The organism is Stenotrophomonas sp. BR163 (genome assembly GCF_047520985.2).
GTDB classification, from domain to species: Bacteria; Pseudomonadota; Gammaproteobacteria; order Xanthomonadales; family Xanthomonadaceae; genus Stenotrophomonas; species Stenotrophomonas sepilia.
This window is the reverse complement of record NZ_JAXBRE020000002.1, coordinates 91,458-114,420: the sequence shown is the minus strand read 5'-3', so window position 1 is coordinate 114,420 and position 22,963 is coordinate 91,458. Positions and strand designations below refer to the sequence as shown.

At 67.9% G+C, this 22,963-nt stretch carries 19 protein-coding genes; 12 read left to right on the top strand and 7 right to left on the bottom strand.

Features of this window, described 5'->3' with window-relative positions; all coding sequences use genetic code 11:
- Nucleotides 1-145 precede the first annotated feature (145 nt).
- Entirely contained in the window at nt 146-2,872 is a 2,727-nt protein-coding gene (locus tag ACM0PY_RS01855; RefSeq protein ID WP_180885440.1) for a TonB-dependent receptor plug domain-containing protein, read from the top strand.
- Nucleotides 2,873-2,952: 80 nt separating this feature from the next.
- Here the strand turns inward: ACM0PY_RS01855 and ACM0PY_RS01850 are convergent, their stop codons facing one another.
- On the bottom strand, nt 2,953-3,597 hold the full coding sequence (locus ACM0PY_RS01850) for a hypothetical protein (RefSeq protein ID WP_072167478.1): 645 nt from the start codon (nt 3,595-3,597) through the stop codon (nt 2,953-2,955).
- A gap of 183 nt (nt 3,598-3,780) precedes the next feature.
- Here ACM0PY_RS01850 and ACM0PY_RS01845 point away from each other — a divergent pair, with 183 nt between their 5' ends.
- Nucleotides 3,781-4,941: an amidohydrolase family protein gene (locus ACM0PY_RS01845; RefSeq protein ID WP_180885438.1), complete on the top strand. Its 1,161-nt coding sequence runs from the start codon at nt 3,781-3,783 to the stop codon at nt 4,939-4,941.
- Nucleotides 4,942-4,990: 49 nt separating this feature from the next.
- Here ACM0PY_RS01845 and ACM0PY_RS01840 read toward each other — a convergent pair whose 3' ends face one another.
- The 3 genes from ACM0PY_RS01840 to ACM0PY_RS01830 form a co-directional block, all read right to left on the bottom strand.
- Nucleotides 4,991-5,428 carry a DUF3806 domain-containing protein gene (locus ACM0PY_RS01840; RefSeq protein ID WP_180885436.1) on the bottom strand — a complete coding sequence of 146 codons (438 nt, stop codon included), beginning with the start codon at nt 5,426-5,428 and terminating at the stop codon, nt 4,991-4,993.
- Between the two features lie 175 nt (nt 5,429-5,603).
- Entirely contained in the window at nt 5,604-6,077 is a 474-nt protein-coding gene (locus tag ACM0PY_RS01835) for a DUF3806 domain-containing protein (RefSeq protein ID WP_180885434.1), read from the bottom strand.
- A gap of 162 nt (nt 6,078-6,239) precedes the next feature.
- The gene (locus ACM0PY_RS01830; protein WP_180885432.1) at nt 6,240-7,121 is read right to left on the bottom strand and encodes a LysR substrate-binding domain-containing protein; all 882 of its coding nucleotides are present in this window, start codon (nt 7,119-7,121) and stop codon (nt 6,240-6,242) included.
- A 115-nt stretch (nt 7,122-7,236) separates the two neighbouring features.
- On the opposite strand from ACM0PY_RS01830, the gene ACM0PY_RS01825 reads away from it, so the two are divergent.
- Both ACM0PY_RS01825 and ACM0PY_RS01820 read left to right on the top strand, forming a co-directional pair.
- Nucleotides 7,237-7,938: an ankyrin repeat domain-containing protein gene (locus ACM0PY_RS01825; RefSeq protein WP_164262854.1), complete on the top strand. Its 702-nt coding sequence runs from the start codon at nt 7,237-7,239 to the stop codon at nt 7,936-7,938.
- Nucleotides 7,939-7,992: 54 nt separating this feature from the next.
- Nucleotides 7,993-9,450, top strand: a complete 1,458-nt coding sequence (locus tag ACM0PY_RS01820; RefSeq protein ID WP_180885430.1) for an amidohydrolase family protein — start codon at nt 7,993-7,995, stop codon at nt 9,448-9,450.
- Between the two features lie 89 nt (nt 9,451-9,539).
- Here ACM0PY_RS01820 and ACM0PY_RS01815 read toward each other — a convergent pair whose 3' ends face one another.
- On the bottom strand, nt 9,540-10,469 hold the full coding sequence (locus tag ACM0PY_RS01815; RefSeq protein WP_180885428.1) for a LysR family transcriptional regulator: 930 nt from the start codon (nt 10,467-10,469) through the stop codon (nt 9,540-9,542).
- A gap of 93 nt (nt 10,470-10,562) precedes the next feature.
- On the opposite strand from ACM0PY_RS01815, the gene ACM0PY_RS01810 reads away from it, so the two are divergent.
- The gene (locus ACM0PY_RS01810; protein WP_414609367.1) at nt 10,563-11,756 is read left to right on the top strand and encodes an MFS transporter; all 1,194 of its coding nucleotides are present in this window, start codon (nt 10,563-10,565) and stop codon (nt 11,754-11,756) included.
- A 579-nt stretch (nt 11,757-12,335) separates the two neighbouring features.
- On the opposite strand, the gene ACM0PY_RS01805 is transcribed toward ACM0PY_RS01810, so the two are convergent.
- Together ACM0PY_RS01805 and ACM0PY_RS01800 are read right to left on the bottom strand one after the other, a co-directional pair.
- On the bottom strand, nt 12,336-12,989 hold the full coding sequence (locus tag ACM0PY_RS01805) for a response regulator (protein ID WP_180885426.1): 654 nt from the start codon (nt 12,987-12,989) through the stop codon (nt 12,336-12,338).
- On the bottom strand, nt 12,982-16,011 hold the full coding sequence (locus ACM0PY_RS01800) for a sensor histidine kinase (protein ID WP_180885424.1): 3,030 nt from the start codon (nt 16,009-16,011) through the stop codon (nt 12,982-12,984). The genes ACM0PY_RS01805 and ACM0PY_RS01800 overlap by 8 nt, the downstream gene beginning before the upstream one ends.
- A 96-nt stretch (nt 16,012-16,107) precedes the next feature.
- Between ACM0PY_RS01800 and ACM0PY_RS01795 the strand changes: the two genes are divergently transcribed.
- The 7 genes from ACM0PY_RS01795 to ACM0PY_RS01765 all read left to right on the top strand — a co-directional run bounded on the left by ACM0PY_RS01795 (nt 16,108) and on the right by ACM0PY_RS01765 (nt 22,884).
- Complete coding sequence (locus ACM0PY_RS01795) at nt 16,108-16,440, top strand: hypothetical protein (protein WP_180885422.1); 333 nt, start codon at nt 16,108-16,110, stop codon at nt 16,438-16,440.
- Nucleotides 16,441-16,490: 50 nt separating this feature from the next.
- The gene (locus ACM0PY_RS01790; RefSeq protein ID WP_050562701.1) at nt 16,491-16,934 is read left to right on the top strand and encodes a helix-turn-helix transcriptional regulator; all 444 of its coding nucleotides are present in this window, start codon (nt 16,491-16,493) and stop codon (nt 16,932-16,934) included.
- Nucleotides 16,931-17,587 carry a hydrolase gene (locus tag ACM0PY_RS01785; RefSeq protein WP_005417006.1) on the top strand — a complete coding sequence of 219 codons (657 nt, stop codon included), beginning with the start codon at nt 16,931-16,933 and terminating at the stop codon, nt 17,585-17,587. The genes ACM0PY_RS01790 and ACM0PY_RS01785 overlap by 4 nt, the downstream gene beginning before the upstream one ends.
- A 2-nt stretch (nt 17,588-17,589) precedes the next feature.
- A complete protein-coding gene (locus ACM0PY_RS01780) occupies nt 17,590-18,015 on the top strand; it encodes a DoxX family protein (protein ID WP_180885420.1) in 426 nt (141 codons plus the stop codon).
- Nucleotides 18,016-18,134: 119 nt separating this feature from the next.
- Nucleotides 18,135-19,982, top strand: a complete 1,848-nt coding sequence (locus ACM0PY_RS01775; RefSeq protein WP_180885449.1) for an amidohydrolase — start codon at nt 18,135-18,137, stop codon at nt 19,980-19,982.
- Nucleotides 19,961-21,244 carry an alginate export family protein gene (locus tag ACM0PY_RS01770; protein ID WP_180885417.1) on the top strand — a complete coding sequence of 428 codons (1,284 nt, stop codon included), beginning with the start codon at nt 19,961-19,963 and terminating at the stop codon, nt 21,242-21,244. The genes ACM0PY_RS01775 and ACM0PY_RS01770 overlap by 22 nt, the downstream gene beginning before the upstream one ends.
- Entirely contained in the window at nt 21,238-22,884 is a 1,647-nt protein-coding gene (locus ACM0PY_RS01765) for an MFS transporter (protein ID WP_180885415.1), read from the top strand. Before ACM0PY_RS01770 ends, ACM0PY_RS01765 begins: the two co-directional genes overlap by 7 nt.
- Nucleotides 22,885-22,963 lie beyond the last annotated feature (79 nt).

Here is a 22,963-nt window from a genome sequence, read left to right as displayed (position 1 = left end):
GGTCTGATTCGGTTCAGGCATAAGCCCATCAGGGCTGGTCATTTCCGTTGAAACCACCCATTCAGGACACTTTCGTTACGGGATCGTTATGTGCCGCACAGGCCACGGCTCCCCCGTACCACCCGCCCACTCCCCCAGGAAGCCCATGTCCGCCTCCCACAAGGCGTTGCGCCCGCGTCCGCTGGTGCTCGCGCTGTCGTCCCTGATGCTGGTCTCGCTGCCGGCCTTCGCGCAGGAAAGCGCACCCACCACATTGCAGGAAGTGAAGGTCACCGGCTCGCGCATTCCCCGTGCCAGTGTCGAGGGGCCCTCGCCGGTGACGGTGATCAGCCGCGAGCAGATCGATGCGCAGGGCTACCGCAATGCCTTCGACGCGCTGAGCGCGCTGACCGAGAACACCGGCAACGTGCAGGGCGAGGACTTCGGCAATACGTTCACGCCGGCCGCCAACACCATCAACCTGCGTGGACTGGGTCCGAACCGCACGCTGGTGCTGGTCAACGGCCGCCGCCAGGCCGACTACCCGCTGGCCTACGAGGGCTCGGTGAACGTGGTCAACCTGGCCAACATTCCCAGCGCCCTGATCGAGCGCATCGAGGTGCTCGCTGCGGGTGCGTCGGCGGTGTATGGCTCCGATGCCATCGCCGGCGTGGTCAACATCATCCTCAAGGACCGCTTTGAAGGCGTGGACGTGAACGTGCGCGCCGGCGGCACCCAGCAGGGCGGGGGTGACAACCAGCGCGCGCAGGTGGTCGGTGGCAGTTCCGGGGAGCGTTGGGATGCGCTGTTCGGCTTCGAGTTCGACGTGCGCAAGGCGATCCACGCGCGCCAACGCGACTTCATGGATTCACTGGACGATGATCCGGCCGGCAAGGCGCCGCAGGCGACCGCGATCGCCTATCGCCGCAATGCTGCCACCGGCCGCAACATCGATCCGGGCGTGAGCGGCTGCGACGCAGCGTCGGACATTTATGGCGGCAGCGTGTTCCGTGCCAACAACCCGCGCCAGGGCTGGTACTGCGGCAGCAACGAGGCCGCCGCCAGCTACTGGACCGTGCAGACCCAGAAGCGCAACCTCAATGGCTATGGCCTGTTGACCTACCACGTCAACGACACCACCGACCTGTTCGCCGATGTCGCCGTGGGCAGCGCGCGCATCTACAACAACACGCGCGCGCCGACCTGGACGTCGTCACGCAACTACTTCTACAACCAGAACAGCGGGAACCTGGAGAGCTGGTACCGCCGCTTCGCGCCGGAGGAAATCGGTGGCCTGCCGCGCAATGCCAATCGGTTCCTGGAGAACTCGTGGTCGTTCAACCTGGGCGCGCGCGGCCAGATCGGCGACAGCGGCTGGGACTACGAGGCGGTCTACATCCGGTCGCGCTACGAGAACCGCACCCGTCGCCCGGTGCTGCTGGCCGGCATCAACGAGTACCTGCTGGGCCCGAAGCTGGGCGTGCGCAATGGCGTGGAGGTCTATGCGCCGGACCCGGTGCGCCTGTTCAAGCCTTTGACTCCGAACGAGTACGAGGGCCTGTCCGACTATCAGGAAAGTCGCAACGCGGCGTGGCTGCAGACCTTCAGCGCCAGCATCAATGGCCGCCTGTTCGCACTGCCGGGCGGCGATGCTGCGCTGGCGGCGGTGGTCGAGGCCGGCAGCCAGGGCTACCGCAACCGCCCGGACCCGCGCCTGGGCACCGGCGAGTTCTGGAACACCAGCGCCGGTATCGGTGCCGGCGGTGACCGTGATCGCTATGCGGCCGGCGTTGAACTGCAGTTGCCGTTGCTGCAATCGCTGACCACCACGCTGGCCGGCCGCTACGACCAGTACCGCGCAGGCGGCGAGCACATCGGCAAGGCGACCTGGAGCTTCGGCGTCGAGTTCCGCCCGATCGAGAGCCTGTTGATCCGCGGCTCTGCTGCGACCAGCTTCCGTGCGCCGGACATGAACTACGTGTTTGCCACCGAGACCCGCGGCTACAACCCGGGCATGACCGATTACTGGCGCTGCCGTACAGCAGGCCAGTCGTACGACAACTGCGACTACAACGGCCTGTCGATCGACTACAGCAACCGTGCCAACGCACAGCTGCAGCCGGAAACCGCCAAATCCTATGGCTTCGGCGTGGTCTGGTCGCCGCTGTCCGGGCTGGACTTCAGTGCTGACTACTACGACATCCGCATCGACAATGAGGTCACCAGCCTCGACACCAGCCGTATTCTTCGTGATGAAGCCGATTGCCGCCTGGGCCGCACGTTGGGTGGCGAAGCGCGCGATATCGGTTCACCGCTGTGCCAGGACGCGCTGTCGCGGGTGATCCGCAACCCGTCCAATGCCACGGTGCAGCCGGACCAGGTAACCCGCGTGCTGATCAATCCGATCAACGCGGCCTCCGAGTCGGTGCGCGGCCTGGACCTGAAAGGCAACTGGCGCTTCGACGCCGGCCGCTATGGCCGCTTCACCACGCGCCTGGCCTATACCGTGGTGCTGGAGCATAAATACCGGCAGTTCTCCGATGATCCGGAGCGTGACATCCGCAATTCACTGGATGACTACCAGTGGCGCAGCAAGGCCAATGGCAGCATCACCTGGAACCAGGGCGACTGGACCACCACGCTGTACGGCAATCGTTTCGGTTCACTGCCGAAGACCGATGGCAGTGGCCGCATCGCGCCGTACATGACCTACAACGCCAGCGTGTTCCGCCAGTTCGGCGAGAACCTGTCGGTGGGCGTGATCGTCAACAACCTGCGTGACAGCCGCCCGCCGGCGGACAGGAACAGGGGCGGCTGGCCGTTCTACCCGGTCGGCAACTACGACCCGTATGGCCGCCAGTACTGGCTGCAGCTGGACTACCGGTTCCGCTGATCGGGCGGGCAGACAGAAGGCCCGGCAATGCCGGGCCTTCTGCTGTGCCCCTATCCGCAGTGATGGCGCGCGCCGGTCGGCTAGGGCAGCGCCTGTTGCAGGTACGACTCGATGACGTAGCTGAAGGGCTGCTGCTGGCGATCGCGTAGCAGCGCGCGCACTTCCAGGACCACGCCGTCGTCGCCTTCGCCACGCGGTGGCCAGAACGTCTGGTCGGCCAGGGTCTGGCGCTGGAAGCCGAGCGGGCCGACCACGCGGCCAAAGGGTTCGTCGGTGCTGTCCAGCACCTGGTTCATGGCCGGGCTGAGATGGTCCGGCAGGTACCAGTTGTCGGCCTCGGAGAGGACGCGGCTGCCACAGACCAGCTGTACGCGGCGGTAGCGCAGCGCGGTGCCAGGCTGCGTCGCACCCAGCGCCTGCAGCACATCGGCGGGGGCAGGCTTGTCCTGGCCATGCACACGCACGGCGCGCACCCGCGCCTGTTCGGCCAGGCCGTGTTCGGCGCACCAGTGTTCCAGGGTGGCGGTGGCGCTCTGCCCGGACAGCACACGCTGGTGCAACCGCTCGACGAGGGCAGCCGATGCGATGCGCTGTTGGCCCGGCGGCGCCTGCAGCGGCGCGGTGGCGGCCGTATCTGCGGCGGACAGGCTGGCCATCGGGGCAGCAGCGAGCAGGGACGCGGCCTGCCAGCGGCGGAGGCGATCGTGGCGGTCGGACGGGCCCATGCGGCATCACAGCGGAAACAGGCGCCTATGGTACCCGTTCAGGCGTGTGCACGGCGTGGCTGCGACCGGTTGTCGCAGGGTAATCATCGTTCTGGTGAATGCGTGCCATCCAGATATTTCGTTGGCCGATGGCAGCGCCGGCGCTCAGGATGGCGCCATGGCTTGGCTTTCCCGGAGTTTCCGATGACGCTTCAGTTCGTCCATGGCGGTGTAGACCGCTACGGCGCGCCACTGCATTTCCATATCCGTGACGGCCGCATCAGTGGCCTCAATGGCGAGGCTACGCCGGCCGACGGGGCGGAATGCGTCGACCTGCAGGGCTTCGCGGTCCTGCCCGGGCTGGTCGACGGCCACATCCATCTGGACAAGAGTTTTGTCGGCGACCGCTGGCACCCGCACCAGCCGGTGAACAGCCTGCGTGAGCGGTTGGCGGTAGAGAAGGCCGCGGTAGCGAGTGCCGCGCCGATGGTGGACCGTGCCGAGGCATTGATCCGCCAGTGCAGCCGCTTCGGCACGGTGGCCATGCGCTGCCACGTCGACATCGACGGCAGCACGGGCCTGCGTCATCTCGAAGCGGTGCGCGAGGCGGCGCTGCGCTGCGCCGACCTCATGCGGATCCAGCTGGTGGCGTTCCCGCAGGCCGGGGTGATGTCCTGTCCGGGTACCGCCGCCGTGCTTGAGCAGGCCCTTGCGGCGGGCGTGGAGGTGCTGGGAGGCATCGACCCGACCACGCTGGATGGCGATGCTGAAGGCCAGCTGGCACTGCTGTTCGGCCTGGCCGAGCGCTATGGCGTGCGCCTGGACATCCACCTGCACGAGCCCGGCGAAACCGGACTGGCCCAGTTGCTGCGCATTGCCGCGCGGACCCGGGCCGCTGGCCTGCAGGGGCGGGTGGCGGTCAGCCATGCCTACTCGCTGGGCGACGTGCCGCTGGCGCGCGCGTTGCAGGTGGGCGAGGCGCTGGCCACGGCGGGTGTGGCGATCATGAGCAACGCGCCGGGTGATCATCCATTTCCGCCTTTGCGCGCACTGCATGATGCGGGCGTGCGCGTGTTCGCCGGCAACGACAACATCCGCGACTGCTGGTGGCCGTACGGCAACGGCGATCTGCTGCAGCGGGCGATGCTGCTGGGCTACCGCTCGGGCTTCTACACCGATGCCGACCTGATGCTGGCGCTGGACATGGTCACCACCCACGCCGCGCAGGTGATCGGGCTGCCGCAATACGGTCTCGTGGAAGGGCATCCGGCCACTTTCGTGGCCGTGCGGGCCGATCATGGCCCGGCTGCCGTGGCCGGGGTGCCGGTGCAGCGCCGGGTAGTGGTGGATGGCCGTTGGCTGTAGATCCACGCCGCGCCAGCTCCGTGTAGTGCCGAGCCATGCCCGGCGGCTTTCAGGCGTAATCGTCGGCGCGGGTAGCGACGAATTCTTCCAGCCACGCCAGCAGATGGGCGATGTCGATGACCACGCCCTGCTCCACGCGCTTGAGCAGCAGGGTGCCGGCGCCGATCTGCAGGCTGCTGTCGGCATGGCGCAGCACTGCATCGATGCCCCAGGCATCGGTGACCTGCATCCAAGCCAGGCCCGGCACGCGCTGGGCCAGGGTGTCACCGAACGCCACGCCCAGCGCTTCCCAGCCATCGCAGTCGTCACGATCGATCAGTTCGGCATCGACCACGCGCTGCAATGTGCTGGCGGCCAGCGGCCATTGCACCGGCAACGTCGGGAAGCTGGCGGCCACGCGCGCGGCGATCAGTGCACGCTGGTGCTGCAGGTGCGTCTGCAGGGCTGCAGGCAGGGGATCGAATCGGGTCGGGGGTTGGTCGGACATGGCGAGGCGCCGTGGAGCACGGAAACAACGGCACTCTAGCGGCAGAACCGTGATTTCCGCGCGACAGGCGTGTCCAGGTTTCGATGCTCAATGCGCGAAATCTAATTGCTCCCGCAGCTGCAACATCAAGGTCCGTATACGTCATTCTGCGCGGCTCAATCGTCCTCTCATGGGCTCAGCTGGACCTGCGCGCTTGCTGGATGACGAACTCCTCGAGGGCTTCAAGCAGGTGGTTGATCTCGATGGCCTCGCCTTCTTCGACGCGTTTGATCAACAGGGTGACGGCGCTGACCATGATATTGGCCTCTCTATAGCGGAGAACCGCATCGACGCCCCATGCATCGGTTACCCGGGCCCAGGCAAGTTCCGGTACACGCTGTGCCAGACAGTCACCGAATGCGACCCCCAGTGCTTCCCAACCGCCACAATCATCGTGATCGATCAGCTCTGCATCGACTACGCGTTGCAGCGTGCTTGGCAGTAGCGGCCATTGAACAGGCACGGTGGGGAACGCAGATGCGACGAGGGCAGCAACCTGTGCGCGCTGCTGCTGCATGTGCGCGATGAGTGCAGGTGGCAGCGGATCAAACCGGATGTCGGCTTCGTCCTTCGGAGCAGGGGTCAAAGTAACCTGGTAAGTGCTGGTCATAGGCGGGGTAATCCGGAGAAGGGCGTTCACCACCCTATCGCCCAGATCTTGGGTACGCCATCAGTGGGCCTTTTGCGACAAGCGTGTATTTGCTGGCGCACCCGCGCCCTTTTCGATGCCGGAGGGGCGTTTCCATCCACGCGTGGCGTGGATCTACCGTGGTCAGTCCGGTTCGCGCTGTACCTGCCGCCACAGCTCGCTGGCCAGTGCCCGCACCGCATCATCGGCATCGGCACGATGCAGCAGGCCGATTTCGTAGTTGTCGATCACCGGCAGCCCACGCTCGCCATCGATGATGCGGTGCTCGCGCGTGACCGCGCGGCGAGGCAGCAGGCTGATCCCGATGCCATCAGCCACCGCGCCCTGGATGCCACTCAGCGACGAACTGGTGAAGGCAATTCGCCAGCGCAGGCCCAGCGCTTCCACGGCGTGGATCATCTCGTCGCGGTACAGCCCTCGCGGCGGGAAGGTGACCAGCGGCAGCGGGTCCTGCTGCAGGCAGCTGCTGCGCAGGCTGTCGATCCAGTGCATCGGCTCGCGGCGGCAGTGCACCGCCTGGCGGCTGTTGCGGCGCTGCTTGACCAGCACCAGGTCCAGCTCGCCGTGGTCGAAGCCCTGTGCCAGGGCGCGGCTGAGGCCGCTGCTGATCTCCAGCTTCACCTGTGGGTGGCGACGGCTGAAGGCGGCCAGCATGCGGGTGGTCTGCGGGTTGACGAAGTCTTCGGGTACGCCGATGCGGACCGCGGTTTCCACCGTCGCGCCGGCCAGCGCCTGGGCCATTTCCTCGTTCAGGTCGAGCATGCGCCGCGCGTAGCCGAGCAGGGTGTGGCCGGCGTCGGTGGGGTGCACATCGCGGTGGCTGCGCTCGAGCAGGCGATGCCCGGCCAGTTCCTCCAGCCGCCGCACCTTCTGGCTGACCGTGGACTGGGTCGAATGCAGGCGCGTGGCCGCCGTGGTGAAGCTGCCGCAGTCGGCCACCATCACCAGCGCCCGCAGCAGGTCCAGTTCGAACAGGGTTCTATTCGATTTGGCACTGTCTTGCATTTGAACATTTCACTTCTGGATACCCGGGCCGACTTCTACCATGCGGGGCAGGGGCCGGCAATGCGCGGCCCCTGCGACCATCGCCCTGCGGCGATGGAGAAAAGGAGACACCGTGATGCGCTTCCATTGCCCCGCTGGCTGGCCTGCACCGTTCACGCGCGTGCTGTTGTTGTGTCTGCTGGCCATGGTCACCCCTGCCTGCACTGCCACCTCCAGAGCCGACGCAGACGCGCGCCTGCGTGATGCCGCCAGCCGCGGCGATGCCGAGGCGGTGCGCGGCGCGCTGGCCGAAGGTGCTGATCTGGAGGCGCACGATGGCCAGGGCCGCACGGCGCTGCTGCTGGCCACGCAGGGCAACAACGTAGATGCCGCGCGCGAACTGATCGAGGCCGGGGCGGACGTCAATGCCAAGGATGCGCTGCAGGACAGTGCCTACCTGTATGCCGGCGCGCGCGGCCTGGATGAGATCCTGGCGATGACCCTGGCGCACGGCGCCGATCTGCGCAGCACCAACCGCTATGGGGGCACTGCGTTGATTCCGGCCGCCGAGCGCGGCCACGTCAGCACCGTGCGCATGCTGCTGCGTGCAGGTGTGGCGGTGGACCACGTCAACCGCCTGCACTGGACCGCGCTGCTGGAAGCGATCCTGCTTGGCGACGGTGGTGAACGCCATGTGCAGATCGTGCAGCTGTTGCTGGAGGCCGGTGCCGACCCGGAGCTGGCCGACGGCGATGGCGTAACGCCACTGGCGCACGCGCGCCAGCGTGGCTATGCCGGCATTGAAACCCTGCTGCGCCAGCACGGCGCGGCGCGCTGAACCGCTACTCCTTCCACCCGCACGCTGGCCGTGCCTACCAGGATGCTGTCCATCATGTTCCGTTCCCGCCCGTTGTCCCTTGCCATCCTTCTTGCGGTGGCGCCGCTGTCGGCATCTGCTGCCGAGCGCGCCGACCTGCTGATCCGCAATGCCATCGTGGTCGACGTCGAGCACGCCAGCGCGCGGGCCGGGCAGAGCGTGGTGATCCGCGGCGAGGACATCGTCGCGGTGGGCCCGGACGCGCAGCTGCGCGGCCAGTGGAGCGCGGCCCGCCAGATCGATGCCAAGGGCAAATACCTGATCCCGGGCCTGTGGGACATGCATGTGCACTTCGGTGGCGGCCCGGCGCTGATCGAAGAGAACAAGGCGCTGCTGCCGCTGTACATCGCGCACGGCATCACCACCGTGCGTGACTGCTCCGGCGATCTGCCCGATCAGGTGCTGCAGTGGCGTGGCGAGATCGCCAGGGGCACGCTGTTCGGCCCGCGCCTGCTCAGCTCGGGCGCGAAGATCGAAGGCATCAAGCCGGTCTGGAAGGGCACGATCGAAGTGGGTAGCGAGGCCGACGTCGACAAGGCGATCACCCGACTGCAGCACGATAAGGTCGATTTCGTGAAGATCACCGACAGCACGCTGAAGCCGGATCTGTTCCTGTATTCGGCCAGCGCCGCGCGCAAGGCCGGCTTCAAGGCCTCGGGCCACATTCCGATGGCGCTGACGGTGGAGCAGGCGGTCGATGCCGGCCTGGCCTCGATCGAGCACCTGGACTACGCATTCAAGGCCGGCAGCAAGGACGAAGCGAAGATCGCCGCCGACTTCGGCGCCGGCCGCATCGACCGCGCGGAAGCCAACCGCCGCCTCGACGCCAGCTTCGACCGTGACACCGCGATGCACGCCTACCGTGATTTCGCCAAGCGCGGCGTATTCGTGACCCCGACCCTCAACGGTGGCCGTATCCTCGATTTTCTGGACCAGGATGACCACGCCAACGATCCGTACCTGGCCTACATCGGCCCGGGCCTGCGCGCGACCTATCAGTGGCGCGTGGACCGCGCCGCGAAGGCGACGCCGGCACAGATCGAGGCGCGCCACGCGCAGTACCATCAGGTGGCGGCCGTGCTGCCGTTGCTGCAGGAGGCGGGCGTGACGATCATTGCCGGCACCGATGCGGGCTTCCTCAACTCGTTCAACTTCCCGGGCATCGCCCTGCACCAGGAACTGCAGCTGTTCGTGAAGGAGGGCCTGAGTGCGCCGCAGGCGCTGTCGGCCGCAACCCGTTCCGGCCCGGCCTGGTTCGGCCAGATGGACCGCTACGGTGGTGTCGCGCAGGGCAAGGCCGCCGACCTGGTGCTGCTGACCGCCAACCCGCTGCAGGACATCGCCGCCACCGAGAAGATCGACAGCGTGATCCTGCGCGGCAACGTGTATGACCGCGCCGCGCTGGACAAGATGCTGGCCGACACCAAGGCCAAGGTCGCGGCGTGGAATGCAGAGGCGGCGAAAGCTGACTGATTGCGGGGTTGGACGGAATCCACGCATGGCGTGGATCTACCCGTACCCTCAGTAGATCCACGCCATGCGTGGATGATGCGGCCGATGACCTAACGCGGTGCCGGCCGCATTCCGTGCAGCTGCGGCAGTGCGGCCTTCATCGCATCGATGAAGGCGCGCAGCCGCTGCGGCTGCTGGCGCGCGGCAGGAAACACGACATGCACCGGCAGTGCCGGCGCCTGCCAGTCTGGCAGCAGCTGCACCAGACGCCCTTGTGCGAGGTCGTCAGCGACCAGCCAGGCCGAGACCACCGCTGCGCCCAGCCCGGCGCGTGCAGCCTGCTGCACCACGAACAGGTTGTCGCTGAGCAGGCGTGGGCTGATCGAAAGGGTATGTGCGCGCCCCTGCGCATCATGCAGCAGCAGGCGTTCGCGGTAGTAGGTGACCAGCGAGATCCACGGCAGTGACTGTGCCTGTTCCGGCGTACTGACCGCCGTGGCGTCCACCAGCGAGGGCGCTGCCACGACGATGCGCGGCACTTCCGCGAGCGGCAGTGCCACCATGCGCGGTTCGTCGACCGGACCCACCCGCACCGCGCAGTCGATGCCTTCGGCGATGAAATCCGGGCGCCGATCTTCCAGGATCCACTCCAGGCTCAGCTGCGGGTGCTGGGCGAGGAATGCGAGCATGGTCGGCAGCAGCTGCGCCTGGCCAAAGGCGTGCGGCACCATCACCCGCAGGCGTCCGCGCAGCGTTTCCGGTTCGCCGTTCAGCTCGGCCTGCAGCGACTCCCATTCGTCCACCACGCGCTGCGCATGACGCTGGCAGCGCAGGCCGTCCTCGGTCAGTTGCAGGCCATGGGTGGAGCGCTGCAGCAGGCGCAGGCCGAGCTGCCGCTCCAGTGCCTGCAGGCGTCGGCTGACCGTCGGCTGGGTGGTGCCCAGCTGCAGGGCCGCAGCAGACAGGCTGCCGGCATCGACAATGCGCAGGAAGGTGCGCAGCAGATCCAGGCGATCAGCGCCGGTGGCGAGGTCATTCATGCGTGTGGCGTATGAAAGATATGTACCAGAGCCTACTACAGACGTTTGGCGAATACAGGCAGGATACGCCCACTTCCTCTACCGGGCTCCCCCATGTCTACCTCCTCGCTGTCTGTTGCGGCCGCACCGGCGACCGTGCCTTCCGCCCCATTGGTGCTGGCAATGGCGGCCGGTGCCGGCTTCTCGGTCGCGTCGCTGTATTACAGCCAGCCCATGCTGGGCCTGATCGCCCAGGACCTTGGCGCCGGTGAGCGCGCCGCCGGCCTGGTGCCAACCTTGACCCAGCTCGGCTACGCGCTGGGCATCCTGCTGCTGGCACCGCTGGGCGATCGCTTCGACCGCCGCCATCTGATCCTGTTGAAGTCTGCGCTGCTGGCGCTGGCACTGGGCGCCGCCGCGATGGCTGGGCACCTGCCGGGCCTGCTGATGGCCAGCCTGCTGGTCGGGCTGATGGCAACGCTGGCGCAGGACATCGTTCCCGCCGCTGCGGTGCTGGCACCGGATGCGCAGCGCGGCCAGATCGTCGGCCGGGTGATGACCGGCCTGCTGCTCGGCATCCTGTTGTCGCGGGTGGTCAGTGGTGTGGTGGCTGAAGCGTGGGGTTGGCGCACGCAGTTCGTGCTGGCGGCGGTATCGGTGGCGGCGATGGGCGCGGTGATGGCGCGTGCACTGCCGCGTTTCGCGCCGACCAGCACGCTGCGCTATCCGGCGTTGCTGGGTTCATTGCTGGCGTTGTGGCGTGAGCAGCCGCAGCTGCGCCGTGCAGTGGCCAGCCAGTCGCTGCTGACGGTCGGCTTCAGTGCGTTCTGGTCGACACTGGCGCTGATGCTGCATGCCCGCCTGGGGCTGGGCAGTGCGGCGGCGGGTGCGTTTGGTATTGCGGGTGCGGCCGGTGCATTGGCCGCGCCGTTTGCCGGCCGTTTCGCTGATCGACTGGGGTGCCATGCGGTGGCACGGCTGGCGATTGCGGTGGCGCTGCTGGGCTTCGGCCTGCTGCTGGCCGAAGCCTGGTTGCCGGCCGCCGCGCTGCTGCCGTTGCTGGTGGTGAGTGCGCTGCTGTTCGACTTCGGCTTCCAGTCGGCGCTGGTGGCGCACCAGACCCTGGTCTACGGCCTGGTGCCGCCGGCACGCAGCCGGCTCAATGCGCTGTTGTTCACCGGCATGTTCATCGGCATGGCCGCCGGTGGTGCGCTGGGCAGCCTGGCGCTGGCGCAGTGGGGGTGGCACGGCGTGGCCTGGCTGGCGGTGGTGTGTGCGGGCGGCAGCCTGGCACTGCGTTTGAAGTAGGGGGTTGTTCGGCAGGGCGTGCAGTCCTGCACCTGCTGGAGGCAACAGCAACAGCGGGGTTCCTGTAGGGAGGCGGGGTGGGTCCGGTTGCGGGGGACGCCGTGAATCCCCAGTCCGGCCCAGCCGCTGGCGGCTGGGCGTTCGGGCGCTTGCGAAGCAATGCTTCGCAAGCGAAGCGCCCTCACCCATGGGGGCTCGGTCGCGCCATCCATGGCGCTCACGCCCCCGCAACCGGACCCACCCCGCCTTCTGTTGGAATGGCTCTTGGGGTCAGATTCGTTTTCCGGAGGAAAACGGATCTGATCCCTGATTGATTTCGATATCTGACAGAAGTGTCGACCAAGGTCGACACCTACCAACCGCCATCGGAATCTGTCAGAGGTGGGGCGGTGTCGGAGTGCGGGGTGTCAGCCGCATGGATGCGGCTGCCAAGCTTACAGGGACGTACTTGCAGCGTCCCCGTACTCCGACACCGCCGCGCCATCCCACGGAGAGCGCGCTTTTGATTTTGCTGTTGAAGTTGCCGGCCAGCGGCCGGCACTACCGCGGGTGCAGGGCTGCAAGCCCTGCCGCCCCCCCCTAATCGTGACCGCTGTCGTCCAGGCTGATGATGCCGCGCCGCAGCGCCTGGGTTACCGCATGCGTGCGATCACCCACGCCGAGCTTGTCCATCAGGCTTTTCATGTGCGCCTTCACCGTCTGCTCGGAAATCTGCATGCGCTCGCCGATGCGCTTGTTCGACAGCCCTCCGGCCACGTGCCGCAGTACCTCGGTCTCGCGCGGCGACAAGCGATCTTCCACTACATGCGCGGCGATGCTGGCCGCCACCGCCGGGGGAATCGGTGCGCGCCGGCCGCCGGCGACCATGCGGATGGTGTCGACCAGTTCACGCCGCAGCATGTCCTTCAGCAGGTACGCGCTGGCGCCGGCCTGCAGCGCCCGCACCGCACGTACGTCACCGCGGTAAGTGGTCAGCACGATGATGCGCGCGCGCGGGTCCAGCGCGCGGATCCGCACGATGGCTTCCACACCATCCAGGCGGGGCATCTGCAGGTCCATCAGCACGACGTCGGGCTGCAGCTGCTGGTAGCGCGCGATGGCTTCCTCGCCATCGGCGGCCTCGCCGAGCAGGCGCAGGTCGGCATGAGCGCCCAGCAGTGCCGCCAGTCCATCACGCAGCAGCGGGTGGTCGTCGACCACCAGCACGCCGATCGGGGCAGGGGACTCAGTCATGGTTTTCTCTACTCCAGGGCCAATGCCAACGCGATCGGCGGCGGTGATACAGCCGCCGGGCCGGGACTGCCAGCGCGACTTCGGTACCCAGCCCGGGGCGGGTCCACAGCTGCAGTTCCGCGCCGAGGCGCTGGGCGCGCTCACGCATGCCCTGCAGGCCCCAATGGCCATGGCCGGCGTTCTCGTCGGCAATGCCGGCGCCGTCGTCGCGCACGTGCAGCAGGAAACAACGCGTGCCGTAGGACAGTTCCACTTCAATGGCACTGGCATTGGCATGGCGCAACGCATTGCGGATGGCCTCGCGCCCGATCAGGAACACCTCTTCGGCCGCGTCGGCCTGCAGCGGTGGCGCCGCGCCTTCCACGGTCAGGCGCAGGGGATTGATGCCATGCCCGGCGTATTCGGCGTGCACGTCGGCCAGCGCCGAAGCGAGGTCGCGGCCCGCGAACGGCGCCTCGCGCAGCGCATTGACCCGCTCGCGACCCTCGGCCAGGTTGCGCTCGGCCAGCTGCATCGCTGACTCAAGCTGGCTGCGCACCGGCGCTGGTGTCTGCGCTGACTGGCTGATCGCGTGCAGGCGCAGGATCAGGCCCTGGCTACCCTGCAGCAGGGTGTCGTGCAGGTCGCGCGCGATGCGTTCGCGTTCGCCGTTGCGTTCCTGCAGGCGCGCGCGGAACAGTGCGGCCAGCTGCCCGCTGCGGATGCGCACCGCCATCACCAGCAGTGCAAGTATCGCGGCGGCGCACAGCAGCTTGAACCACACCGTCTGCACGAAGGTGGGTGCGATGCGGAAGCTGCGGCTGGCCGGTGCGGTGCTCCAGATGCCGTCCTCGTTGGCGGCTTCCACCTCGAACCGGTAGCTGCCGGGCGCCAGGTTGGTGTAATACGCACGTGTGCTGCTGCCAGCGTCCTGCCAACCATCATCCACGCCCGACAGGCGGTATCGGTATCGGTTGCGCTCCGGACGTGCCAACGACAGCGCCACGTAGTCAATCTGCAGCTGGCTGGTGCCGGCCGGTAGGCGCAGGCCATCGCGTAGCGGCGCGTGCTCGCTGCCATACAGCACCTCGCCGATGCGCACGCTGGGAGCCATCGTATTGACGTGCGAGCGGGTGGTGTCCAGCCAGGCCAGGCCCTGGTTGGTGGCCAGCCACAGCAGGCCGTCGTCGGCCAGGGCGGCGGTGGAGATCGGTCCGCTCTGCAGGGCGATGCCGGGCATGCCGTCGATGGCATCGAACAGGCGTGGCGTCACTGGCAGGCCGGAGCGCAGGGCACGGCGCAGCAACCCGCTTTCCATCCGTACCAGGCCACGGCTGCCGTTGAGCCACAGGTGTCCATTGGCATCGGCGACCATGCCGGTGATGCCTTCCAGTACGCCGGCCATGTCGGTGCGCACCGGAACGAACCGGCCGTTGCCCAGCCGTGCCGCCAGCCCTGCTTCGCCGGCGACCAGCAGAAGGTCCCGGTGGTGCAGCATCGCAGTGATCGGTCCTACCGACAGGCCGTCCCCGGCGCCGAAGCTCTCGGTGCCATTTGCACCCAGGCGGCGCAGGCGGCCATCGGCATAGCCGAGCAGCAGCTGGCCATCGGCATCCAGCGCCAGCGATGAGCAGGCCTGTTCGGGCAGACGGCCTTCCTGCCGCCACTGGCCGTGCAGGTACTGCAGGACGCCACGCTCCCCCGCGCAGACCCAGGCCTGTCCGTCATCGGGGAACAGCAGGGCATGCAGCGGCTGCCCGGTGAACGGCGCCGGCAGCGGGATCAATGTGGTGTGGCCGGCGACCGTGCGCGCGAGGTTGACCCAGTCGAACTGCCAGATCGACGTGGGTGCCTGCCGCGCGGAGGCCTGCAGCTGCGTGGCGCTGCCATTCAGCAGGGGGCGCCGCAGGTCGTAGGGCTTGAGGTCTTCGCCATAGCCATACACGCGCCCATCGCTGGCCCGTACCAGCGAGCGGTAGGGATCGCTCGGGCCGACCACCAGGGCGTGCACGCTGCGTGCGCGGAAGCGGTTGAGGCCGAGATTGGTGCCGACCCAGAGATTGCCTTCGCGATCGACGATGATCGGCACTGCCGATGTGGCGGTCAGTCCTTGCGGCGAATCGAAGCGTTCCATGCGCACGGCCCGGGTGCCGTCGAAGGTGATGCGGGCGACGCCGCCGTGCGGGCTCATCGTGGCCCACAGCGCGCCATCGGCAGTGAACTGCAGGCGCGCAGCAACCAGTTCCGGCAACCGCCGCGCCTCACGTTCGCTGTCTGCCAGCAGACCCTGCGCGTTGGCCAGCGGCGAGGTGCCGCGCACCCGGTCGGCCAGCCACACTTCACCCTGCGGGCTTTCGGCCAGCGTCGCCATCTGCGAGACCGCGATGCCGGTGTCCTCGAAAGCGGTCTGGCCCGCCGCACGCATCCAGATCTTCAGGTCGGCCAGCACCCAGAACCTGTCCCGGCTGTCGTGCAGCACCCACTGCACCCGGCGCTCGGGCAGGCCGGCAGCGGACGGCAGTGGCTGCCAGCGGTGTCCGTCAAAGCGGCGCAGCCCGCCATTGATCGCCGCCCAGAGCTGCCCCTGGCGATCCTGGCTGATGCGTGGGACCACGCCGACAGGCACCCCCTGCTCGCGGCCGTAGCTGCGCAGCTGCCCATGCGTGAACCGGCTGATGCCGGCCTGGAAGTAGCCGATCCACAGCGCACCGCCGGCGGCATGCGCCAGCGTGACCATGTTGGTGGACGGGAACTGGCTGCCGGCGGGCGCTGCCTGCCGTTCGAAGCGACGGCCATCGAAGCGGTACAGGCCCGAGCCGGTAGCCAGCCACAACAGGCCCTCGCGGTCCTGGGCAATGTCCCAGATATCGCCTGGCGCGCCCTGGCCGACACGCCAGGCGGTGTGCTCGTAATCGGGCAGCCCGCCGCTCACCGGCGGGCGCTGCACGGCAAAGGCGGGCAGGGAGGTCAACAGCAGCAGGCACGTCAGCAGCGTCGGCAGGCGACGCACGGACGGGAAGGGGCGGCCACGCATGGCGCGCATTCTGGCAGGTGTGGGGCAGTCCGGGGTGACCCGAACGGGGTAGGCGGCGTGCGCCGGCGTCGGCTATCACGCCGGCATGCCCTCCGGAGCCTCGCCATGCAGCGCCTGTTCGTGATGTTCCCCGACCGCGGTCCGGGCATCGGCCTGCTGTGGTTGCGGTTGTGCCTGTCCGCTGCGCTGTTCACGCCCGGCATGCAGGCGGGCGGGTGGTCGGCGTTGTGCCTGCTGGCAGTGCTGATGCTCGTGCTGGGTGCGTTGACGCCGCTGGCGGCGCTGATGGCGGCCGTGGGCATGTTCGCGCAGCAGGCGCCGTGGCCACAGGCGCTGCTGCCATTGGCGCTGTTGCTGCTGGGGCCTGGCGCCTATTCACTGGATGCGCGGTTGTTCGGGCGCCGCCTGCTCGGCCGTCGGCCTCCCCCATTCGGGTAGGTGCTGGCCTCGACCGACGGGGGTAGGGCATCACGCAGGGGTCACGCACCATGGGGCACCCCTTCGCGGCGTCCCGCATGGCCACCCTCTTCCCGCCTGATCCGCCCGCCGCTTCACTGGCACCGCAACAGGCCGCCGCGTTGCAGCGCGCCCTGCGCTATGTCGATGAGCATCTGTCGCAGCCGCTGCGGGTGACCGAGCTGGCGGCGGCCGCCTGCGTCAGCCGCTTCCATCTGGTACGCCTGTTCCGCGCCGGTACTGGCGCCAGCCCGTTGCGCTATGTCCGCCGCCGTCGCATCGAGCGTGCGCGCCAGCTGCTGCCGGGCGCGCAGCTGCCGATGGCCTGCCTGGCCCAGCAGCTGGGCTTCTTCGACCAGAGCCATTTCGTCCGCAGCTTCCGCGCGGAGACCGGCTGCAGCCCCGGCCAGTACGTCGCCGGTGATGCCGCCCTGTTGCATCCCCTTGATCGTGTTTCCAACGGAGTCCACCCATGAGCCTTGCCACCGCCACTCCCGCCCCGGCGCTGCTGTCGCCGACCGACCACGCCCTGGTGCTGATCGACTTCCAGTCGCAGATGGCGTTCGCCACCCACACCATCGACATCTCCGCGCTGCGCAACAACGTGTCGCTGATCGGCAAGGGCGCCAAGGGCTTCAATGTACCGGTCGTGCTGACCACAGTCGCCGAAGCGTCGTTCTCCGGGCCGATGTTCCCGGAACTGCCGCAGATCTTTCCGGGCCAGACGGTGTTCGATCGCACCTCGATGAACACCTGGGAAGACCAGCCTGTGATCGATGAGATCAACCGCATCGGCAAGCGCCGTCTGGTCATCGCCGGCCTGTGGACCAGCGTCTGCATCGTCGGCCCGGCACTGTCGGCGCTGGCGCAGGGCTTTGAGGTGTATGTGATTACCGATGCCTGTGGCGATGTCAGCGAGGAAGCGCACGAGCGTGCGATCACCCGCATGGTGCAGGCCGGCGCGGTGCCGATGACCAGCGTGCAGTACCTGCTCGAACTGCAGCGCGACTGGGCACGGGGTGAAACCTACGACCTGACCACCGGCATTGCGCGCGACCACGCCGGCGGCTACGGCATCGGCATCCAGTACGCCAAGCGGATGTTCGGTGCGCAGGAAGGCGGGCACTGAGCATGGTTGCCGGCCAAGGCCTCGACCTGGCCCTGCTGATGCTGCGTGTGGCGGCAGGAGGCTTCCTGCTGCCGCACGCGCTGGGCAAGCTGTTCGGGTGGTTCGGGGGGCCGGGGCTTTCCGGCTTCGCCACCGAGCTGCGCAGTTTCGGGCTGCCGGCGGTGGCACCGTTGCCATTGCTGTTGGCCTTGCTGCAGGTGTTGTCCGGGCTGGCCGTGCTGCTGGGGTGGCAGACCCGCATCGCCGCGCTTGCGGCGGCTGCCTTCATCGGCTTCACCGTGCTGTTGGCCCTGCCCAAGGGCTGGTTCTGGATGCGCGGCGGCAGTGAGTACCCGTTGATGTGGACCACGGTGCTGCTGGCCCTCGCGCTGGCCGGCCCCGGCGCCTGGGCGCTGGACGGCCAACGCTTTCCGGGAGAATTCGCATGAGTCACGATCCCCTCGATCACGGCCGCCGCAACGTGGTGCTGGCCAGCGGCGCCGCTGTTGCGCTCGGCCTGGCAGGTCGCGCCGGTGCCGCACTCGATTCCACTTCCAAGGAGCGTCGCATGAGCACGCTGGTCATCCGCAATGCCCGCATTACCACCCTCGACCCTCAGCAGCCGCATGCGCAGGCGCTGGCTGTGCAGGAAGGCCGCATCGTCGCCGTCGGCAGCGACGAGGAGATCATGCGCGGCTGGGGCAATGAAGCGACCTTGATCGACGCCCAGGGCCGGCGCCTGCTGCCCGGCCTCAACGACAGCCACACCCACCTGATCCGTGGTGGCCTGAACTACAACCTGGAGCTGCGCTGGGACGGCCTGCGTTCGCTGGGCGACGCCCTGGACATGCTGAAGGCCCAGGTAGACCGTACTCCCGCGCCGCAGTGGGTGCGCGTGGTCGGTGGCTTCACCGCCGCGCAGTTCAACGAGAAGCGCCTGCCGACGCTGCAGGAGCTCAACGACATCGCACCGGATACGCCGGTGTTCCTGCTGCACCTGTATGACCGCGCACTGCTCAACCGCGCCGCGCTGCGCGCCTGCGGCTACAGCAAGGACACGCCAGATCCGCCGGGTGGCCAGATCGTGCGCGATTCGCTGGGCAACCCGACCGGGCTGCTGCTGGCCAAGCCCAATGCGCTGATCCTGTACGCCACGCTGGCCAAGGGCCCGCGCCTGCCGATCGAATACCAGGCCAACTCGACGCGCCATTTCATGCGCGAACTGAACCGGCTTGGCATCACTTCGGTGATCGACGCCGGCGGTGGCTTCCAGAACTACCCCGAGGACTACCAGGTCATCGAGCAGCTGCATCGCGATGATCAGCTGACGGTGCGCATCGCCTACAACCTGTTCACCCAGAACAAGGGCAGGGAAGTGGATGACTTCCGTGGCTGGAGCGAGATCCTGCAGCCGCGCCAGGGCGATGACCTGCTGCGCCACAACGGCGCGGGCGAGATGCTGGTGTTCTCTGCCGCCGACTTCGAACTGTTCAACGAGCCGCGCCCGGAACTGCCGCCGGAGCTGGAGCCCGAACTGCACGACGTGGTGAAGCTGCTGGTCGAGAAGCGCTGGCCGTTCCGCATCCACGCCACCTACGACGAGAGCATCACCCGCATCCTGGATGTATACGAACAGGTCAACCGCGAGGTGCCGTTCGATGGCCTGCACTGGTTCATCGACCACGCCGAGACCATCACTCCGCGCAATATCGAGCGCATCCGCGCGCTGGGTGGGGGTATCGCCGTGCAGCACCGCATGGCCTACCAGGGCGAGGCCTTCGTCGAGCGCTACGGCGTGCAGGCGGCACGGCACACGCCGCCGGTCAAGCGCATGTTGGCCGAGGGCGTGCCGGTGGGCGCAGGCACCGACGCCACCCGCGTGGCCAGCTACAACCCGTGGGTGGCGTTGTCCTGGCTGGTGACCGGGCGCACCGTGGGCGGGTTGGCCCTGTATGGCGAGGAAAACCTGCTCGAACGCGAGCAGGCGCTGCGCCTGTGGACCCAGGGCAGCGCCTGGTTCTCCGGCGACGAAGCAGTGAAGGGGACATTGAAGGTTGGTCAGCTGGCCGACTTCATCCTGCTCTCGGCCGATTTCTTCCGCGTCGACGACGCGCAGATCGCCGACATCACCAGCATGCTGACCGTGGTCGGCGGGCGCATCGTGCACGCCGACGGCGATTATGCTGGGCTGGCGCCGCAGCTGCCGCCGGCGATGCCGGACTGGTCGCCGGTCAACCGGTTCGGTGGCTACCACGTTGGCGGTGCCGCCAACGGATTGGCCGCCGCCCATCGCCACCATCACGGTGTGGCCTGCAGTACGCATGGTGCTCACGGTCATGCCGCGCATCACGCGGCGCCAACCGATGACCTGGCCGGGTTCTGGGGCGCGATGGGATGCTCGTGCTTCGCGTTCTGAGCCTGGCGCTGCTGTCCGTGCCCTCGCTGGCGCTGGCCTGCGAGGGCGGCCGCTGCAGCGACGCGGGCAACGGCGAGCTGCAGCTGGAGGCATCGCTGCGCCTGCGTGGCCTGTACTACGACCCGACCCGGTTCGGTATCGGCGGCAGCGAAGATGGCTATGGCCTGCTACGTGCACTGGCTTCGGCCACCTATGTGGAGGACACCTGGCAGGCAAAACTGCAGCTGGGCGTGCATGCCGAGAATGGCAAGGCAGGCGGCCCGGGCCGCACCGACCGTGGTGCCTTGGACGTGCAGCAGGCGTACTGGCGCTGGCAGCGCGGTGGCTTCCATGTGCAGCTCGGCCGGCAGGAAGCCGGCTATGGCAGCTCGCGGCTGTTGTCGGTGCGCGATGGGCCGAACATCCGCCTGGCCTTCGACGGTGCGCGTCTGGGCTGGAAGGGGCGGCTCGGCACGCTTGACCTGATGGCCCTGCGGCCGGTCGAGAACCGGCCGGGTGCCTTTGATGATCGCAGCGAACACGGTGCACACCTGTGGGGTGCCTATGCCACCGTGGCACGCGGGCAGGGCGTGGGACAGTGGGATCTGTATCTGCTGGACTATCGTCGCGATGGCGCGCGCTTTGCGGCGGGCTCCGGAACCGAGCGCCGGCAGACACTCGGTGCGCGCTGGTTCGGCCAGTCAGGTCTGCTGGACTGGAACAGTGAGCTGGTGGCGCAGGGCGGTGAACTGCGTGCCGCCACCGGCCCACTCGACATCCGTGCCTGGACGCTGGCGACCGACACCGGCTGGCGCTGGGGGGATGTGCCGCTGCAACCGCGGCTGGGGCTGAAGGCCGACATCGCCAGTGGCGATGGCAACCTGCACGACCGGCGACTGGGCACCTTCAATGCACTGTTCCCGAAATCGGCCTACTTCAGCGAGGCCAGCCTGCTGGCCCCGGCCAATCTGATGGACCTGCAGCCGACCCTGGCCCTGCGCCTGCACGACGCGGTGACGACGGAACTGGGCGTACAGATGGCCTGGAAGCATCGTCGTGCCGATGCGATCTACACCACGCCGGCGCCGTTGGTGGCGTTGCCGGGCAGCGCCGGTGGCGCGCGCCGCATCGGCACCCAGTACAAATCCGAAACCCGCTGGCAGGCCAGCGAACACTGGCAATGGCAGCTGCAGCTGGCCTGGGTCGACGCCGGTCCTGCACTGAAGCAGGCTGGAGGCCAGGACACGCTGTTCGCCTCGATCGTTGGAGCATGGCAATGGTGAACGCAACCGCGTCGCAACCCCCCGTACAGGCCGCAGGGGCCTGGTCCCCGCTGAAGATCCAGATGTTCCGTTCGATCTGGCTGGCGATCCTGGCCAGCAACATCGGCACCTGGGTCAATGATGTGGCCGCCGCCTGGGTGATGGCCGAGCGCACCGGTTCGCCGTTGATGGTGGCCCTGGTGCAGTCGGCCACCACAGTGCCGATCGTGCTGCTGGCGCTCGCTGCCGGCACCCTGGCCGACATTGTCGATCGTCGGAAGTACCTGTTGGCGACCCAGGGCTGGATGCTGCTGGTGGCCGCCGCAATGGCTGCGTTGACCGCGATGGACCTGCTGACCCCGCAGTTGCTGGTGCTGCTGACCTTCTGCATGGGCTGTGGTGCGGCGATGGCAATGCCCGCGCAGGCCGCCATCGTCTCCGAACTGGTGCCGCAGCCGATGCTGGCCTCGGCGGTGGCGCTGAACTCGATCGGCATCAATATCGCCCGTTCGATCGGCCCGGCCATCGGCGGCGTGATCGTCGCCCAGCTGGGTGCGGTCTGGGCGTTCGGCTTCAATGCCATCACCTTCGCCGCGATGCTGTTCGTGGTGTGGGGTTGGAAGCGCGACCCAAAGCAGTCGAGCTTGCCGCCGGAAGGCTTCGGTGCCGGATTGAAAGCGGGCCTGCGCTACGCCAGCCGTGCCGGACGGCTGCAGGCGGTGCTGATCAAGTCGGTCGGCTTCTTCTTCTTCGCCGCGGCAATGAACGCGCTGTTGCCGGTGGTGGTGCGTGGGCAGATGCAGGGTGGGGCGGGGCAGTACGGCATGCTGCTGGGCTGCATCGGCATCGGTGCAGTGGGCGGTGCGTTGCTGCTGCCGAAGCTGCGCGCACAGCTGGATCGCGACCTACTGGTACTGCTGGCGACGTTGTCGCTGGCCCTGAGCCTGGTCGGGCTAGCGCTGACCCGCAGCTGGTACGTGCTTCCGGCGGTGATGCTGGTCAATGGTTTTGCGTGGATCACCGTGCTGTCGTCGCTGCAGATCGCTGCGCAGACTGCGGTTCCGGCATGGGTACGTGCGCGTGCGCTGGCGCTGTACATCATGGTGTTCTCGGCCGGCATGGCCGCCGGCGGCCTGAGCTGGGGCGCGTTCGCTCAGCGCACCTCGCCCGAACTGGCGTTGCTGGTGGCAGCGGCCGGTGCGGTGATCGGTGGATTGCTGGTGTGGCGCGTGCGCATCGCCGGCACCGAAGACCTGAACCTGCGCCCGGCCGGGCACTGGCCGGCACCCGAGCTGTCGGTGCCGGTGTCGAACGATCGAGGCCCGGTGCTGGTCACCATCGAGTACCGCATCGATGATGCTGATCGTGCCGCGTTCCAGGCGCAGATGCGCGCGATGGGATCCATCCGTCGTCGCGATGGTGCGGTGGTCTGGGGCGTAGTCGAAGACGTGGCAACACCGGGAATCCACCTTGAGTATTTCGTGACCCCGTCATGGCTGGAGCACCTTCGCCAGCACGAGCGCATCACCGCCGACGACAAGGCGATCCAGGAAGAACTGCGCGGATTGCATCGGGGCGAGCGCGCACCGGTGGTGCGCCACTTCGTGGGTGGCCATGATCCGCTGCCCGCCTCCGTGCCACATCACCATGCCGACATCTGAGCCGTCTCTGGTAGAGCCGGCCGCTGGCCGGCTGTGCAGGATCGCGATGGATTGATCGGGGTGCCGGCCAGCGGCCGGC

Coding starts and splice junctions, on each gene's coding strand:
- ACM0PY_RS01825 (WP_164262854.1), top strand. CDS start 7,237: ATGCGCTTCCATTGCCCCGCTGGCTGGCCTGCACCGTTCACGCGCGTG.
- ACM0PY_RS01775 (WP_180885449.1), top strand. CDS start 18,135: ATGAGCACGCTGGTCATCCGCAATGCCCGCATTACCACCCTCGACCCT.
- ACM0PY_RS01830 (WP_180885432.1), bottom strand. CDS start 7,121: ATGCAAGACAGTGCCAAATCGAATAGAACCCTGTTCGAACTGGACCTG.
- ACM0PY_RS01780 (WP_180885420.1), top strand. CDS start 17,590: ATGGTTGCCGGCCAAGGCCTCGACCTGGCCCTGCTGATGCTGCGTGTG.
- ACM0PY_RS01835 (WP_180885434.1), bottom strand. CDS start 6,077: ATGACCAGCACTTACCAGGTTACTTTGACCCCTGCTCCGAAGGACGAA.
- ACM0PY_RS01765 (WP_180885415.1), top strand. CDS start 21,238: ATGGTGAACGCAACCGCGTCGCAACCCCCCGTACAGGCCGCAGGGGCC.
- ACM0PY_RS01815 (WP_180885428.1), bottom strand. CDS start 10,469: ATGAATGACCTCGCCACCGGCGCTGATCGCCTGGATCTGCTGCGCACC.
- ACM0PY_RS01820 (WP_180885430.1), top strand. CDS start 7,993: ATGTTCCGTTCCCGCCCGTTGTCCCTTGCCATCCTTCTTGCGGTGGCG.
- ACM0PY_RS01805 (WP_180885426.1), bottom strand. CDS start 12,989: ATGACTGAGTCCCCTGCCCCGATCGGCGTGCTGGTGGTCGACGACCAC.
- ACM0PY_RS01850 (WP_072167478.1), bottom strand. CDS start 3,597: ATGGGCCCGTCCGACCGCCACGATCGCCTCCGCCGCTGGCAGGCCGCG.
- ACM0PY_RS01795 (WP_180885422.1), top strand. CDS start 16,108: ATGCAGCGCCTGTTCGTGATGTTCCCCGACCGCGGTCCGGGCATCGGC.
- ACM0PY_RS01855 (WP_180885440.1), top strand. CDS start 146: ATGTCCGCCTCCCACAAGGCGTTGCGCCCGCGTCCGCTGGTGCTCGCG.
- ACM0PY_RS01790 (WP_050562701.1), top strand. CDS start 16,491: ATGGGGCACCCCTTCGCGGCGTCCCGCATGGCCACCCTCTTCCCGCCT.
- ACM0PY_RS01770 (WP_180885417.1), top strand. CDS start 19,961: ATGCTCGTGCTTCGCGTTCTGAGCCTGGCGCTGCTGTCCGTGCCCTCG.
- ACM0PY_RS01785 (WP_005417006.1), top strand. CDS start 16,931: ATGAGCCTTGCCACCGCCACTCCCGCCCCGGCGCTGCTGTCGCCGACC.
- ACM0PY_RS01800 (WP_180885424.1), bottom strand. CDS start 16,011: ATGCGCGCCATGCGTGGCCGCCCCTTCCCGTCCGTGCGTCGCCTGCCG.
- ACM0PY_RS01845 (WP_180885438.1), top strand. CDS start 3,781: ATGACGCTTCAGTTCGTCCATGGCGGTGTAGACCGCTACGGCGCGCCA.
- ACM0PY_RS01810 (WP_414609367.1), top strand. CDS start 10,563: ATGTCTACCTCCTCGCTGTCTGTTGCGGCCGCACCGGCGACCGTGCCT.
- ACM0PY_RS01840 (WP_180885436.1), bottom strand. CDS start 5,428: ATGTCCGACCAACCCCCGACCCGATTCGATCCCCTGCCTGCAGCCCTG.